At 39.1% G+C, this 15,359-nt stretch carries 12 protein-coding genes; 9 read left to right on the top strand and 3 right to left on the bottom strand.

Annotated features, from left to right (window positions below):
• The first annotated feature begins 237 nt into the window (after positions 1–237).
• The 8 genes from R2R71_RS14935 to R2R71_RS14900 all read left to right on the top strand — a co-directional run bounded on the left by R2R71_RS14935 (position 238) and on the right by R2R71_RS14900 (position 11,676).
• Entirely contained in the window at positions 238–1,269 is a 1,032-nt protein-coding gene (locus R2R71_RS14935; protein WP_316832081.1) for a glycoside hydrolase family 43 protein, read from the top strand.
• A 15-nt stretch (positions 1,270–1,284) separates the two neighbouring features.
• On the top strand, positions 1,285–2,361 hold the full coding sequence (locus tag R2R71_RS14930) for a cellulase family glycosylhydrolase (RefSeq protein ID WP_316832080.1): 1,077 nt from the start codon (positions 1,285–1,287) through the stop codon (positions 2,359–2,361).
• A 220-nt stretch (positions 2,362–2,581) separates the two neighbouring features.
• Complete coding sequence (locus tag R2R71_RS14925; RefSeq protein WP_316832079.1) at positions 2,582–5,647, top strand: TonB-dependent receptor; 3,066 nt, start codon at positions 2,582–2,584, stop codon at positions 5,645–5,647.
• Between the two features lie 10 nt (positions 5,648–5,657).
• Complete coding sequence (locus tag R2R71_RS14920; protein WP_316832078.1) at positions 5,658–7,325, top strand: RagB/SusD family nutrient uptake outer membrane protein; 1,668 nt, start codon at positions 5,658–5,660, stop codon at positions 7,323–7,325.
• Positions 7,326–7,526: 201 nt separating this feature from the next.
• Positions 7,527–8,891: a sulfatase gene (locus R2R71_RS14915; RefSeq protein WP_316832077.1), complete on the top strand. Its 1,365-nt coding sequence runs from the start codon at positions 7,527–7,529 to the stop codon at positions 8,889–8,891.
• Positions 8,892–8,934: 43 nt separating this feature from the next.
• Positions 8,935–10,533, top strand: a complete 1,599-nt coding sequence (locus tag R2R71_RS14910) for an arylsulfatase (protein ID WP_316832076.1) — start codon at positions 8,935–8,937, stop codon at positions 10,531–10,533.
• 7 nt (positions 10,534–10,540) lie between these two features.
• A complete protein-coding gene (locus R2R71_RS14905) occupies positions 10,541–11,332 on the top strand; it encodes a sialate O-acetylesterase (protein ID WP_316832075.1) in 792 nt (263 codons plus the stop codon).
• Entirely contained in the window at positions 11,329–11,676 is a 348-nt protein-coding gene (locus R2R71_RS14900) for a hypothetical protein (protein ID WP_316832074.1), read from the top strand. Before R2R71_RS14905 ends, R2R71_RS14900 begins: the two co-directional genes overlap by 4 nt.
• 3 nt (positions 11,677–11,679) lie before the next feature.
• On the opposite strand, the gene R2R71_RS14895 is transcribed toward R2R71_RS14900, so the two are convergent.
• Positions 11,680–11,961, bottom strand: a complete 282-nt coding sequence (locus R2R71_RS14895; RefSeq protein WP_316832073.1) for a hypothetical protein — start codon at positions 11,959–11,961, stop codon at positions 11,680–11,682.
• 218 nt (positions 11,962–12,179) lie between these two features.
• Between R2R71_RS14895 and R2R71_RS14890 the strand changes: the two genes are divergently transcribed.
• Entirely contained in the window at positions 12,180–12,536 is a 357-nt protein-coding gene (locus R2R71_RS14890; RefSeq protein WP_316832072.1) for a PleD family two-component system response regulator, read from the top strand.
• A gap of 71 nt (positions 12,537–12,607) precedes the next feature.
• On the opposite strand, the gene map is transcribed toward R2R71_RS14890, so the two are convergent.
• Complete coding sequence (gene map, locus R2R71_RS14885) at positions 12,608–13,405, bottom strand: type I methionyl aminopeptidase (protein ID WP_316832071.1); 798 nt, start codon at positions 13,403–13,405, stop codon at positions 12,608–12,610.
• Positions 13,406–13,476: 71 nt separating this feature from the next.
• Positions 13,477–15,342 (bottom strand): TonB-dependent receptor plug domain-containing protein, encoded by a 1,866-nt coding sequence (locus R2R71_RS14880; protein ID WP_316832070.1) that lies wholly within the window; start codon positions 15,340–15,342, stop codon positions 13,477–13,479.
• Positions 15,343–15,359: the final 17 nt, after the last annotated feature.

Raw genomic sequence — 15,359 nt, 5'->3', positions numbered from 1 at the left:
ATTAAAACCTTTATAAGACTACTTTAAAGGCTTTTTAACGTAGCGTTAATCGAAAATAGAACTAAAATGGGGAAATATTGAAATATTATGGGAAAAGGAACTTTATAAAATCAATCATATTTGACTATTGTAATTAGCCACCCTAAAAGCAGGCATTTACGAACTAACCAAATTAGTTAAGGTACACGCATATTTTTTCCCTAAGGCGCTGGATTGTTTCGGCACAAAAAACTGTTTATGAGAAGAATTTTATTAAGCTTTTTCCTTTTGCTTGCAGTAATTACTGTCAGATCGCAAACTTTTACCAACCCTTTATTGCCAGCGGGCGCAGATCCCTACAGCTATTATAAAGATGGCTATTACTACTATACCCATACTACCGGTAACCGGATAGAATTGTGGAAGAGTAAAAACCTGGCCGATTTAAAAGAAGCGCCGCATAAAACCATCTGGAAAGCACCTGAAAAAGGACCTTATTCAAGAGAAATATGGGCCCCTGAAGTGATGTTCTTAAGAGGCAAATGGTATGCCTATTTTGCTGCTGATGATGGTAAAAATGCGAATCATCGGATGTATGTGCTGGAGAATTCTTCGCCCGACCCGATGGAAGGAACCTGGGTTTTTAAAGGGCAAGTTGGCGATGCAACCAATAAATGGGCCATTGATGCCGACATTATTGAAATAAAAAATAAGCTGTACATGGTTTGGTCGGGTTGGGAAGGTGATGTAAACGGCAAGCAGGAAATATTTATTGCCACAATGGAAAATCCGTGGACAATTAACTCGGCCCGGGTTAAAATTTCTACACCAACTTTGCCCTGGGAACGACATGGCGATTTAAAATCAGAAGATAATCCGCCTCATGTTGATGTAAATGAAGGCCCTCAGTTTTTAGTTCATGGCAATAAGATTTTTATTGTTTTTTCTGCCAGTGGCTGCTGGACTGATTATTATGCGCTCGGAATGTTATCAGCAAAAGTTAGTGATGACTTTATGAAACCCTCTACCTGGACTAAACACCCGGAACCGATTTTTCTTAAATCGGAGGAAAACGGCGTTTATGCGCCGGGACATAACTCTTTCTTCAAATCGCCCGATGGTAAGGAAGACTGGATTTTATATCATGCCAATGATAAACCTGGGCAAGGCTGCGGCGGTTTCCGATCACCAAGGGCACAGAAATTTACCTGGAATGCAGATGGTACACCAAATTTTGGTGTGCCTGTTAAAACTGGTATTCCTTTAAACATACCGTCTAATTTAAATTAATCAAGCTAAAACGAAATGAAGATCAAGAATTTTTTACTATCCGGCCTCTTAACGTTAAGTGTTATCAGCAATGTTGCTGCACAGAAAGCTCAAAAAGCACCAGGCCAAATATGGTCGGTACAAAAAGCAAACGAATGGTACAGCAAGCACAAATGGTTAACGGGTGCCAACTACATTCCTGCAAATGCCATCAACCAACTTGAGATGTGGCAGGCAGATACTTTTAGTCCTGATTTAATAGATAAGGAATTAGACTGGGCAGAAAGCATCGGTTTTAATACACTTCGAGTGTTTCTTCACAGCAAAGCATATATACAGGATCCGAAAGGTTTCCTAAATCGTATGGATCAGTTTTTAACCATTGCCGATAAGCACCATATCAGTCCAATGTTTGTTTTCTTTGATGATTGCTGGAATAAAACCGGCGATATCGGAAAACAGCCAGCTCCTAAAACAGGAATTCATAATTCGGGATGGCTACAGGACCCTGGCGATCCTGCTTCCAAAGAAGAAAGCAATTTTCCTGAGCTTGAAATTTATGTAAAAGCAGTGCTTAACCATTTTGCGAATGATAAACGAGTGCTGCTGTGGGATTTGTACAACGAACCTGGCAACAGCGGGAAGCTTGAAACAACCATTCCACTATTAACCAAAACAATTGAATGGGCAAGGGCGGTAAACCCTAGTCAGCCGATTAGTATTGGCTTGTGGAGCTGGGGTTTTGAAAAGCTAAATGCATTGCAAATCGCAAATTCAGATATTATTACCTACCATGATTACGAAGCCCCTGAATGGCATCAACGTGTTATCGATTTATTAAAGGCTAACGGAAGGCCATTAATTTGTACGGAGTACATGGCCCGCAGCCGTAACAGCCGCTTTTCGAACATCCTTCCTTTGCTTAAAAAAGAAAATGTTGGTGCCATTAACTGGGGGTTTGTTGCCGGAAAAACCAATACCAAATATGCCTGGGATACGCCATTGGCCGATGGTAGCGAACCTATAGAATGGTTTCATGAAATATTCAATCCAGACGGAACCCCTTACCGTAAGGATGAAACCGATCTGATAAAAAAACTTAACGGAAAATAATAAAGCGCTCTCAACTTAAAAAACCTAACCAAATTATAAACCTAACCAAACGAACCATGAAACTAGTACCCGTATAATATTCAGATTTAAACTACCGGTAGCAATATGCCGGTAGTATATTTTGCTTTCATTTCCAGCAGATTAGCCAAGGGTTGATTCTAAGCTGCGTAAATGAATTGCTTCAAATAAATAATCTAACCAATAATCTGAATCAAATATTATGAAACTTAAAGTTCTACTCCTCAAATTTATGAGCATTACTTTTTTGCAGTTTGTCATCCCGGCAGGTTTCGTTACAACATGTCTGGCGGATAGTGTAGATGCGCATGAAAGTATTAAACTAAAAAACAGCAACCCAATAGCCGACAAATTTGAATTTGTTGTAACGGGTAAAGTTGTTGATGAGAAAAGTGGTGGCCCGATTCCCGGAGTTACCATAAAGCTGAAAAATACCACGGTTACAGCTATAACCGACGAAAACGGTGCCTACAAAATTACCGTGCCCAATGAACAGGCTATACTTGTCTTTTCATTTGTAGGGTACGATAGTCAGGAAAAAGCTGTTGGCGATTCAAAAATTCTGAATGTATCGCTGAAATCTTCCCAGGCCGACCTCGACGAAGTAATTGTTGTGGGTTATGGTACACAAAAGAAAGCCGATGTAACAGGTTCGGTAGCCAGGGCAAATCTTGATGATTTCAGGACTTCACCAACTACAAATGTTGCCAACCTTTTGCAAGGAACAGTTCCCGGGTTAAATGTTGGACAGGTAAACCGTGCGGGTGCTACACCTTCAATTAACATCAGGGGACAAAGCACTTTAAGCGGAAACCAGAACGTATTAATCATTCTTGATGGTGTGCAGTATGGTGGTTCACTTACATCGATAAACCCAGACGATATTTCTACCATCGACGTACTGAAAGATGCCAGTGCTACAGCTGTTTACGGTGCACAAGCTGCAAACGGTGTAATTCTGATTACGAGCAGAAAAGGTGTTGCCGGGCGAACAAGAATTTCGTTTTCAACACAATATGCCACCCAAAAACCAAATATCGATCTCAAGCCGATGGCCAGAGATGAATACCTCGACCATATCAAATACCTGTACTATGATCAGGCATTTTTAGCACCGGGCTATACGCAACCTAATCCTGCCTTTAATATTGCAACTTATGTAGATGCATCGATGAAAGATTCGCAAGGTAATATTTTACCAAACGATTTCAGCTGGTACGATGAAGCCACACGCACGGGTTCGGTTTTAGATAACCAGTTAAGTGTATCAGGTGGAAGTGATAAGGTTACTTACCTTTTATCGGGAAGTTTAACTAAAAATGCCGGTTTTATTAATAACGACCTTTTTAAAAGAAAAGGAATCAGGGCGAACATCGAAAGTAAAGCTACAAACTGGTTAACCATCGGTTTACAATCGTTTGGAACATTTGTAAATGAAGATGGCGTTGAACCTGCTTTTGGAACCATAAATGCCATGTCGCCCCTCAGTTTGCCATGGGATGCTAATGGAAATTTAAGGATAAATCCATATAACACCAATTTAACCAATCCGCTTCTAAGCTACCAGGCAGATGATTATGACCGTAAGAATTACTTTTTTGCGAACGTTTACGCCAATGTACAGCTACCAATAAAAGGACTTAGCTATAAAGTAAGTTTTGGTAATAACTATCGTGTAGAGCTTAAAAATATTTCGAATCAGTATGATGCCAACCTAACCGGGCAAGCATCGAAAGAAAATACTATATATTACGATTATACTTTTGATAATATCTTAACCTATAACAAAAGTGTAGGGAAGCACAATTTTACTGGTACTTTATTGTATGGTGCAATTGAACGCGAAAACAGCTATACCAGGGCTTATTCAACCGGATTTTCGCGACTAACCCTGGGTTATAACAATCTGCAGCAAGGAACAAACAGATTTGCTGTTTCAAGTGCCTGGAAAGAAGCTTTAAATTACCAGATGTTCCGTTTAAACTATAACTTCGATAGTAAGTATTTATTTACCGGAACAATCAGAAGAGATGGCTTTTCCGGCTTTGCGGAGAACAATAAGTATGGTGTATTCCCATCTGTTTCTGTTGGATGGGATATCTCAAAAGAATCATTCTTTAAAGTTAACTGGATCGATAACTTAAAGCTTAGAGCTGGTTATGGTGTGGCAGGTAATCAAACCACAAGATATTCCTCACTGGCCAATGTTGATGTAAGTGCTGCTTATGTTTTTGGTGATGGCGGTTCAACACAGTTCGGACAACAGGTAAACTCGCTCTCCAATCCTGATTTGAGGTGGGAAAAAACCATTGGTCTTAACCTGGGCTTAGAATTTACACTTTTGAAAAACAGGTTATCGGGCGTGATAGAATATTACGATACCAAAACCACAGATTTACTCTATTCTGTAAATATTCCAGTTATAACCGGTTTCAGTAACATCTTAACCAATATTGGTCAGTTGAATAATAAGGGAATTGAGGTAGCATTGAATTCAAAAAATATCGTTACCAAAGATTTCCAATGGACCTCAACCTTAAACTTCTCAAGGAACAGAAATAAAGTTGTGAAGCTGCTGGGCGATAAAAACGGCGATGGAGTAGAAGATGATCTTCCGCAATCAGGGCTTTTCATTGGCCAAACTACTGGTGTTATTTATGATTATCAAACCAATGGAATATGGCAGATTGGTGAACAGATTCCGGCAGGTTATTCGCCAGGAACATACCGTATCGTTGATCAGAATGGAGATGGTGTAATCAATGCCAGCGACCGTACCATTCTGGGTACAACGAATCCGGGTTACAGATTTAGTTTTTTAAATAACTTCCAGTATAAAAACCTTACCCTTACGGTATTTTTGAATTCAGTTCAGGGAGGCGGCGATGCTTACTTATCAGGAAATACCCCACGTAAAATCAGAGATGACAATGCTGTTCGAGATAGCTACTTAAGCGGTATCGATTTCTGGGCGCCTGATAATCCGAATGGAAAATATCCGAGATCTATTGTGTCCGCTACTTTAAATCCATCATTATACCAGAGCAGAAGCTTTATCAGGTTACAGGATGTGTCACTAACTTATAAGTTTAGTGGCAAATTTATCGAGCGACTTAAACTTCAAAACCTGAATGTATTTGTTAGCGGAAGAAACCTGGCAACATGGACCAAATGGGAAGGTTGGGATCCGGAGACAAATCAAGGCTTAGTTAACGATGGAAGGCCTGTTTTCAGAAGCTATGCTGTTGGACTTAATGTTACATTTTAACTTAAAAGAGATGAAAAAGATTACAATAATAATATGTCTTTTAACCACGATCAGCTTTTCATGTAAAAAGACATTTCTGGATGAAACACCCCTTGATTTCCTAAGTACTTCAAATGCTTATGTTACCTCAAAGGATTTCGATGCTGCGGTAAACAATCTGTATAGTCGCATAAGGCTAGAATTTTATAGCAGCGGAGAGCAAAGACCTTTCGATTATGTTTTCGGTACTGATATCGTTTACGATGGACAGCCTGCAACCACAAGGCATACCAACATGGTAGCGGCATATTCTCCTCTGAGTACTGAAATTCCACTTATTCACTGGACCTCACTGTTTAAAATTGTTGCCGAATCGAATACCATCATCGACAGGATCCCGGCGTCATCTATGAGTGCCGCAGAAAAGACTTTAGTAGAGGCAAGGGCAAGGTTTTTCAGGGGGATGGCTTATCGTACATTAGCCTATCTATATGGCGGTGTTCCTTTAAATACTACGGAAGTAGTATCACCAAAAACCGATTATATCAGGGCAACGAAAGCTGCGGTATTAGCGCAGGTTGTTACTGACCTGAAGTTTGCGGCTGCCAATTTGCCAGCTATAAATGCAGTACAGGATGGTCAGATTAATAATCTTGCAGCAAACCACTTACTTTCTGAAGTTTACCTGGCATTAGGTCAATTTCAAAACGCGGTTGATGCGGCAACTGTAGTCATCAGCAACCCTAATGTTGCGTTAATGCGTACCCGGTTTGGCGTAAAACAATCTGATGCGACCAAAAACGTTTATTGGGATCTTTTTCAGCAAGGAAACCAAAACCGGAAAAATGGTACAAATAAAGAAGGTTTGTGGGTAATTCAATTTGAAACGGATGTTCCTGGCGGAGGTACAGTATCAACAGGTATTGGCGGTTCTTACCAGATGGAAAGACATTTTGCACCTCAGTTTCTTAATTTTAGGTTAGCCGGAAGCAGTATTCAGCCATTTCTTTATCCGATAAGTGATTATACCGGAGGAAGAGGTATTGGCTGGGCAATTTCTACCAAATACTTCTCTGATGTTATCTGGGCGAGTGATTTTAACAATGATATCAGAAATGCACCATTTAATTTTGTCCGCGAGTTTAAGGTTACAAATCCTTCGCACCCGCAATTTGGACAAATGATCTCGACAAGAACACCTCCGGCAGGTATAACAGTACCACGTAGAGATTTTTATGCTTTTCAATCGAAAGTAACTACGCCGGGAGATCATCCGGACGGGATGTTTGAAAATAAGGCAACCTTATTGCTCAAAGCAAGTGCTGGTGCAACTTATGCCGATCAGTACATGTTCAGGCTAGCAGAAACGTATTTGCTAAGGGCCGAGGCCTACCTTGGATTAAACCAGTTAACTAACGCTGCCGCTGATATTAATGCGGTAAGAAGTCGCTCGAACGCGACAGACGTACTTCCTGCAAACGTAAATATCGATTATATCCTTGACGAACGTATGCGTGAATTAGGTTCAGAAGAAAAAAGAAGAATTACGCTGATGCGACTTGGTTTAGTTTACGATAGGGTTAAAAAATGTAATCCTTATTACTCAGACATTTTACCAACCTATAATTTATGGCCTATTCCCGCTTCAGAACTGGAAAGGAATAACGGTGCTAAATTAGAGCAGAACCCAGGCTATTAATTTATTAAATACCTAAGAAAAAAAATAATATCTATTTACCACCTAAGACACCTAAGTTTTTTTACTAAGCAGAACTAAGGTGCCTAAGGTGGTTTTTAAAATAAGAAGTGTTAATTATTTACCACCTAAGACATTAAAGGGATTTTTAAACTAAGTTGAACTAAGTTGCCTAAGGTGGTTACAACCAACTTGCATGTATTTATGAATAAGTTTTTCCATATTTTCATCCTTGCGTTTTTGTTGCCTGTCATCGTTAACGCTCAGGCAGGAAGAAAGCGGCCAAATGTTGTCATTATTATGGCCGACGATCTTGATAGCAGACAACTCAGCTGCTACGGAGGGAAAAACCTGCAAACACAAAATATAGATAAACTTGCAAGCCAGGGGTTACAGTTTAACAATATTTATGCATCTCATGCAACATGTGTTCCTACCCGTGCTTCCTTGTTTACAGGTTTATATCCGGCCAGGCATGGCTCCTTTCAGAATCATAAACCCGTTTACCAAAATGTAAAAAGCATTGGTCATTATTTGGCAGATTTAGGTTATCAAGTTGGTTTAACTGGTAAAGACCACAGTACGAAACCAGTTACTTCTTTCCCTTTTGATATCATTAAAGGCTTTCAGAATAATTGTGTTTCCAGTAATGATGAATATAATCTTGCCGGTGTGTCGGAATATATGACCACAGGGGATAAGCCATTTTGCCTGTTCGTAATGAGTATTAACCCACATATGCCTTGGGATCAAGGCGACCCTAACGAATTCGATGTAAATAAACTCATCTTGCCTCCAAATATGGTCGATACGAGAGAAACCCGTGAACAATACCGGAAATACCTCGCCGAAATAAGACGTCTGGATAATCAGGTGGGCGATTTAATGGAACTCATCAAAAAAAATAAACAGGAGGATAATACCATTTTTATATTTCTGGGTGAACAAGGTCCTCAGTTTGCTGGTGGTAAATGGACTTGCTGGGATTACGGACAGAAAAGTTCGATGATTGTAAGATGGCCAGGCGTCATTAAGTCTAATCTAAAAACAGGCGCTATAGTACAATATGAAGATATAACCCCCACCTTGATTGATATAGCGGGCGGAAAACCTATTGATTCACTCGACGGCAAAAGTTTTCTTCCTGTACTTAAAGGAACATCTAAAGTTGCCCGTAATTATGCTTATGGGATGTACAATAACATCCCCGAAGGACCTGCTTATCCAAGCAGAAGTATTCGTAGCGACCGTTACAAACTGATCCTCAATTTATCTCCTGAAAAAACATATTCAATTAAATGGTATGATACACCAGGTGATTTTGGTGTATGGCAATCGTGGAAAGACAAGGCGAAAACGGATAAACAGGCCTCTTTTCTGGTAAACAGGGTTAGTAACCGGCCAGCTATAGAATTTTTCGATTTAAGCAAAGATCCATATGAGCTTCACAATCTCGCGGGAGATAAAGTCTATGAGCAGAAAATAACCATTTTCAAAAAAGAACTTGAAAGCTGGATGAAAGCTCAGGGTGATAGGGGAGCAGAAATAGACAGAACCTACAGTCGGTGATTTGTAGATAGTATGATAAAAGATATCAAAAAAATCCTGGTAAATGATTATGAATTTCTATAAAATACTGATTGTCATACTGCTTCTTTCTACAGCTAAGCTTTACGCACAAAAGCCAAACATCATCATCATCATGGCCGATGATATGGGGTATTCTGATATTGGCTCCTTTGGTTCAGAAATTGCAACTCCAAACCTTGATAAACTTGCCGCCGGGGGATTAACAATGACCCAATTTTACAACGCGTCGCGATGCTGCCCCTCAAGGGCTTCTTTGCTTACCGGTTTATATCCACATCAGGCAGGAATGGGCGATATGGTCGATGCAAAACCAGCACCTGGGTATCAGGGATACCTGAATAAAAATTCAGTAACCATTGCTGAAGTGCTTCGTTCCAACGGCTATCGTACTTACATGTCAGGAAAGTGGCATGTTGGACAGAAATACGAAAACTGGCCTTTACAAGGTGGATTTGATGAATATTATGGCCTGATTGACGGAGCCAGTAGCTATTTTAATCCAACAACACCTTACCGGCCTAATCAAAAGTTAAAACTGGTAAAAGATAATACCCTTATTTCATCTGAAGAAAACTGGTATGCAACCGACGCCTATACCAACGAGGCCATCAACTACATTACTGCTAATACTGAAAAGGATAAAAAACCATTTTTTCTGTATCTGGCTTACACCAGTCCGCATTGGCCGCTAAATGCTTTGCAAGAAGATATCCGTAAATATCGGGGCAATTATAAAAAAACCGGTTGGGATGAATTAAGAAAACAGCGGTTAAAAAAAATGGTGAGCTTAGGTATTCTGCCCAAGGAAACCAGACTTTCTCCAAGAGATGCTGCAATACCAGCCTGGGATGAAATTTCGGACGAAGAAAAGGATAAATGGGATGCTGAAATGTCGGTTTATGCCGCTATGGTTGATCGGATGGATCAAAATATCGGTAAAGTTTTGCTTGCACTTGAAAAAAGTGGACAAAGAGATAATACCATCATTTTCTTTCTTTCTGATAATGGTGCAAGCCATGAAGAAATTTCCGGAGGCTTTCTGCCCGAAATCCTTCAGGCGAGTAAAAAACCTTCTTATGATCACACTTCTTTTACTGCCTATGGGCGGGCGGGTGCTAACGTAAGCAATACACCTTTCAGCAGCTATAAACATTGGCAGCAAGAAGGTGGTATTTCAACTCCTCTGATTGTCAGTTATCCTGGTTTGATTTCAAATGGATTTATTAACCATCAACCTGCACATATTATCGATTTGATGCCCACCTGCCTTGAACTTGCTCAGGCGACATATCCAACACAATTCGAAGGGAATAACATTACTGCAACTCCTGGTATTAGTCTTCTGCCATTGATTAAAAATCAGCAATGGAAAGGCCACAGCGAAATCTACTTTGAACATGAGGGCAACAAAGCTGTTAGACAGGGTAAATGGAAACTTGTAGCTACATTTCCAGAACAAAAATGGAAGTTATATGATATGGAAAGCGACCGTACAGAACAATTTGATTTAAGTGCATCGCATAAAAAGCAGGTCGCCATCATGGACAAACTTTATGTACAGTGGGCTGAAAAAAGCGGCGTTGTTCCCTTTGAACAATTCAAAAAACCAGGCAGTAATTGAAAATATAATGTTTTATCAGCAATTTAATTTTAAGCGAATAGCCATTTTTCTGCTGTTAGGCTTATCTGCGTTTGCTACAAGAAAAGCAAATCTTATAGCAGATAGTATGGATGTATACATCTTAATGGGGCAATCGAACATGGCGGGCAGGGGAGTTATAAGCGCAGGAGATAGTCTTGTTAAAAATAATAAAGTAATGATGTTTTCAGCCGATTTAAAATGGCTCCCTGCTAAAAATCCTTTGCATTTCGATAAGCCAGGTATTTTAGGTGTGGGACCAGGTTTATCATTTGGATTAGTGTTGCCGGCAAACCATATTTCGAAAACAATCGGGCTGGTGCCTACGGCCGTGGGCGGAACATCAATCGATGTATGGAAGCCGGAAGCCTTAGATAAAAACACAAAGAAGTATCCTTATGATGATGCCGTAAAAAGAATTGTTGCGGCAATGAAAACTGGAATAGTTAAAGGAGTACTCTGGCATCAGGGCGAATCAGATAGTGAAGAGAAAAAGGCTGTAGCTTACCTCCCAAAGCTGATTTTATTAATTAAACGAATCAGAAATTTAACAGGCAATCCCAATCTGCCCTTTGTTGTCGGAGAATTGGGACATTATAATCCCGCGTATGGTTCAATCAATAAAGAGCTTGCAAAATTACCTGGTAAGGTTCCTTTTACAGCTGTAGTAAGCGCTGAAGGTTTGTGTGATAAAGGAGATGGGATTCATTTTAATACAGCGTCTGCCGATTTGCTGGGACAAAGATTTGCAGAAAAAATGCTTGAACTCGAAAAATTATGACTGAAAAATACATAAACAAAGCGAATATTCTCATCGAACTGATGGGCTTTGGTATTATTGAACTTCCTGTTGATTATACCTTACAGTTTAGTGAAAGCTTGCCGAAAAAATGCACGGTAGAATGTCATATCGGTTCTGTTGACGCTGCTTTTCACTCCTGGATTCAGTCGAAGAAGTTTAGCTTGATTTTTTCAGAGATTGAAATCGGGAAAGGCTATATCGTTTCCTTTATCTGTAAAGGTTTAAATAAAAATATCTATTACAAAGCCATGCTTAATGGTGTGTCAGATTATATTTTTAATAAAGATGAAACACTAAAAAAACAGATTATGCAAGGTAATTAAACCTTAAATATAGGTGTTGAGTTGCGCTTGTTTTTGATTTAAAAAATCATCCCAATCCTTAAAACCTGCAAAGTGAGATAAGCTATCTAATACAAAAGGCGAGAATAAAACGGGTAGATTAGTAAAGCCAAAAAAACGTTTTATCGTATTTTCCGACAGGTAGTTTCTGTCCCTGACGAAAATTTTTTCCGAAATTTCTTTACAGTCTTTAATGGTTAGGTGTTCTATTTTACAAACTGAAAGTATTTGTTTTCGTAATTCTGCATGAAAATCAACTTTTTTCATATGCTGGAAAGTTTTAACAGTTTGGTGCTTTATACTGAACAATACTCATTAAAATTTGTTTTCATTATCGGATATATGCCGGTAAATAATTTTTCTTTGTGATAATTTTGTTATTTTCTTAACAAAATTGTTAAACTCTTGTTCAGAATCTCAATATGGCCTTATAATTGAACTAATGTTGCAATAGCGCTCCGTTCAACAGGTTGAAAATTAGTATTATGCAAAAGAAAATTCTTGTGGTTGATGATGATAAATTGTTGCTGAATGCACTTGAACAATATTTATCAGAAGCAAAATTTGAAGTAAGGGCGCTCAGCGAACCTTCTGAAATCAATAATGCGATTATTGAGCTGAAGCCAGATTTAATTATTCTCGATATCAGGTTAGGTGAAGAAGATGGCCGTTTAATTTGTGATGATTTAAAGAAAAGTAAATCAACAGCTCACATTCCAGTAATACTGCTTACAGGACTTATTTATGATGATATCGCTGAAATTGATTGTGAGGCCGATGCAATTATTGGAAAACCCTACGAATGGGGTTCATTGCTCTCGACAATCAAACAGTTGATTTAAACCACAAAGCCCCGGAAAAAATCCAAGGCTTTGTAGTTATTACCTGTATGGTTTAAAATTTATCAGTTGTATTAGCCAACAAACTTTAAATTAGTATTTGCTTTTTCAGCCGCCTCAATAGGTGCGTAATCTGATAAAATAAGTGCTTTTCCTTTCTTTACACAAACATCATGTTCGAAATGAACAGAGGGTTTGCCATCTTTTGTTTTAACGGTCCAGCCATCTTTTTCAATATATACTTCCTTTTTACCGAGGTTAATCATCGGCTCTATGGCAAGTACAAGGTTTTCTTTTAAAAGTAAACCACTGCCTCTTTTTCCGTAGTTCGGAACCTGCGGGTCTTCATGCATGCTTTTACCTAATCCGTGACCAACAAAATCGCGGACAACGCCATAACCTTGTTTTTCGTTATGGTTTTGGATGGCATAACCAATATCTCCTAAGCGTTTACCAACTACAGCCTCGTTAATCCCAACAAAAAGCGATTCTTTAGTCGTTTTAACAAGCTTTAAAATTTCTTCACTTGCATCGCCAATCACAAATGTGTAGGCATGATCGCCATGATATTCGTTTTTAATTACGCCAACATCAACAGTAAGGATATCTCCGTCTTTTAGGGTTTCCTTACCCGGAAAACCGTGTACAACAACATCGTTAAGCGAGGTTATAATATGGTGAGGAAAACCCTGGTAATTATAAAATGATGGCACTGCACCATTGTCGAGAATAAATTCGTTGGCAAGTTTATCGATTTCGATAGTTGCTAAACCCGGCTTTAATATTTTAGCGATTTCAGAAAGGGTTTCGCTTACTAAAAGTGCACTGATTCGCATCAGTTCAACTTGCTCTTCGGTTTTGTAATAAATCATTGCTGCAAAAATACAATAAATTTTTAAAAGCTTTTTGCAGCAATGATGCTGATTCTTTTATAATTCGGAGTCTAAAAAGTAACGAATTTAACACCTATACCTACCCAACGTGATGGCAGCGGAATAGCGCCAATTTCGACATACTGCGCATCGAAAATATTCTGGGCATCAAGATAGATGGTGAATTTTTTAACCGATTGGCTGATTCTTACATCGTTAATCCAGTAAGATTGTCCGGTTATTCTTTGGTTATAGCGGGTTGCCAGTAAGATGGAGAAATTTGCGTACTTAAAATCGACCGTGTTGGTTACCTGATGTTCTAAAGAAGATAGCTGATACTTAGAAGCGAGAACGGTTTCCATATTGCTGAACTTCGAATTTAGATAAGAATAAGCAAGGTTGAGGTTGAATTTAGCATTTTCTGAAACCCCGAGGCTGTAATTAGTACGGACATTAACTCCTTTGGTAAGCATATCGCCAACATTATTGGCCTGCCAAGGTTCAGTTGTAACCAATCGGGTCCAATCGATAAACTTATCAATTTGCCTGTAAAAACCGCTGGCATTAAAAGTAAAGTTTCCGGTAAAGGCCTTAAAACCTAATTCACTTTGAAAAGCATTCTCAGGTTTAACATCAGGGTTTCCAATATTTCCTGGTCGCTGGCTTAAATATAGATCGGTAAAAGAGGGGATACGCTGACTTGTTCCTATATTTCCAACTACTTTAAACGATGGTGTTACTGTATAACTGGCATCGAGGCCTGGATAAACCTGCCATTTATATATCGAATTATAATTTACATACGTTCCGGCATTTACATTCAGGTTTTTAAGCAGGTTAGTTCTGTATTGGATAAAAAAGCCTGCATTTTCACGCTGGTGTTTTCCGATATTTGAGGAATTGATGTCTTCACTTCTCAGCTCTGCGCCTAACCCCAACTCTCCATTGTCTGTTTTATAAGTACCGGTAACTTCTGCTGAAACTGTGTTTGTAGTGTGTTTGCTGACACCTGCATTAGGATTGATATTCCCATAATAACGGTAATCATCAAAACTATAACGGTAACTCAATCGTGGCATTAATGTCCATCTTTCTGATAATTTGTGCGTCGATTGCAATGCTGCAAGTGTAGTTTGCACTTTTTCAGTCGAATTTTTATCACTTGGTGCTGCGTAAAAGCCATTGGCGCCAAACTCATTTTCAGTATACCCAAATGAAGCATTCAGTTCGTTAGCTTCATTGAACTGGAAACTTCCCTGATAAAGCAGTTTCGAATTTTTGAACTGGGTGTTAAAACGATAGCCATTACTTTTATCGTGCGAACCGAAAAAAGATTGCTGGTTGTTTTTGTTTGCTAAAACAGCACCGAGCTGAATTCCGGCATTATAAAAAGTTTTTCCGGTTCCTTCTGTATCTTTTTCAAAATTTGTTCCTGCATGTGTATCTAATAGAACACCAGATTTAGTTGGTTTTTTGGTGATGATATTAATTGCACCGGTTAAACTGTTAATACCATAAATTCTTGCGGCTGGTCCGCGAATAACCTCGATACGTTCAATGGCTTCAACCGGGATAGGTAAATTTAACATGTTATGTGCCGTTTGCGAATCGATAATCTTTGTGCCGTTTAGCAATACTACAGTCTGCTCAAAACTTCCTCCGTCAATACTAATGTCTGCCTGCCCACCAAAAGGGCCTCTTTGTCTTAAATCGACACCATTGGCATACTGTAATACTTCCTGTAAAGTACGGGCCGGAAGTTTGGCAATTGTTTCTTTATCGATGATGTAAACATTTCTGTTCTGCCTTGAAATAGGTGTGCTGAAGCCATTCTCATTGATCACAACCTCTTTAATGGTTATTACGCTATCCAGCTTTTGCTGGGCATATAAACTGATGTTTAGTAACATCAATATTAAGAAGTAAATTTTTCTCATCTTTAATTTTTTTGCAA

It is taken from the genome of Pedobacter aquatilis, assembly GCF_032678405.1.
In the GTDB taxonomy this organism is placed as follows: Bacteria; Bacteroidota; Bacteroidia; order Sphingobacteriales; family Sphingobacteriaceae; genus Pedobacter; species Pedobacter aquatilis_A.
Note: the sequence above shows the minus strand (reverse complement) of the source record. Positions and strands in the feature narration are given on the sequence as shown.

Coding starts and splice junctions, on each gene's coding strand:
- R2R71_RS14935 (WP_316832081.1), top strand. CDS start 238: ATGAGAAGAATTTTATTAAGCTTTTTCCTTTTGCTTGCAGTAATTACT.
- R2R71_RS14930 (WP_316832080.1), top strand. CDS start 1,285: ATGAAGATCAAGAATTTTTTACTATCCGGCCTCTTAACGTTAAGTGTT.
- R2R71_RS14925 (WP_316832079.1), top strand. CDS start 2,582: ATGAAACTTAAAGTTCTACTCCTCAAATTTATGAGCATTACTTTTTTG.
- R2R71_RS14920 (WP_316832078.1), top strand. CDS start 5,658: ATGAAAAAGATTACAATAATAATATGTCTTTTAACCACGATCAGCTTT.
- R2R71_RS14915 (WP_316832077.1), top strand. CDS start 7,527: ATGAATAAGTTTTTCCATATTTTCATCCTTGCGTTTTTGTTGCCTGTC.
- R2R71_RS14910 (WP_316832076.1), top strand. CDS start 8,935: ATGATTATGAATTTCTATAAAATACTGATTGTCATACTGCTTCTTTCT.
- R2R71_RS14905 (WP_316832075.1), top strand. CDS start 10,541: ATGTTTTATCAGCAATTTAATTTTAAGCGAATAGCCATTTTTCTGCTG.
- R2R71_RS14900 (WP_316832074.1), top strand. CDS start 11,329: ATGACTGAAAAATACATAAACAAAGCGAATATTCTCATCGAACTGATG.
- R2R71_RS14895 (WP_316832073.1), bottom strand. CDS start 11,961: ATGAAAAAAGTTGATTTTCATGCAGAATTACGAAAACAAATACTTTCA.
- R2R71_RS14890 (WP_316832072.1), top strand. CDS start 12,180: ATGCAAAAGAAAATTCTTGTGGTTGATGATGATAAATTGTTGCTGAAT.
- map (WP_316832071.1), bottom strand. CDS start 13,405: ATGATTTATTACAAAACCGAAGAGCAAGTTGAACTGATGCGAATCAGT.
- R2R71_RS14880 (WP_316832070.1), bottom strand. CDS start 15,342: ATGAGAAAAATTTACTTCTTAATATTGATGTTACTAAACATCAGTTTA.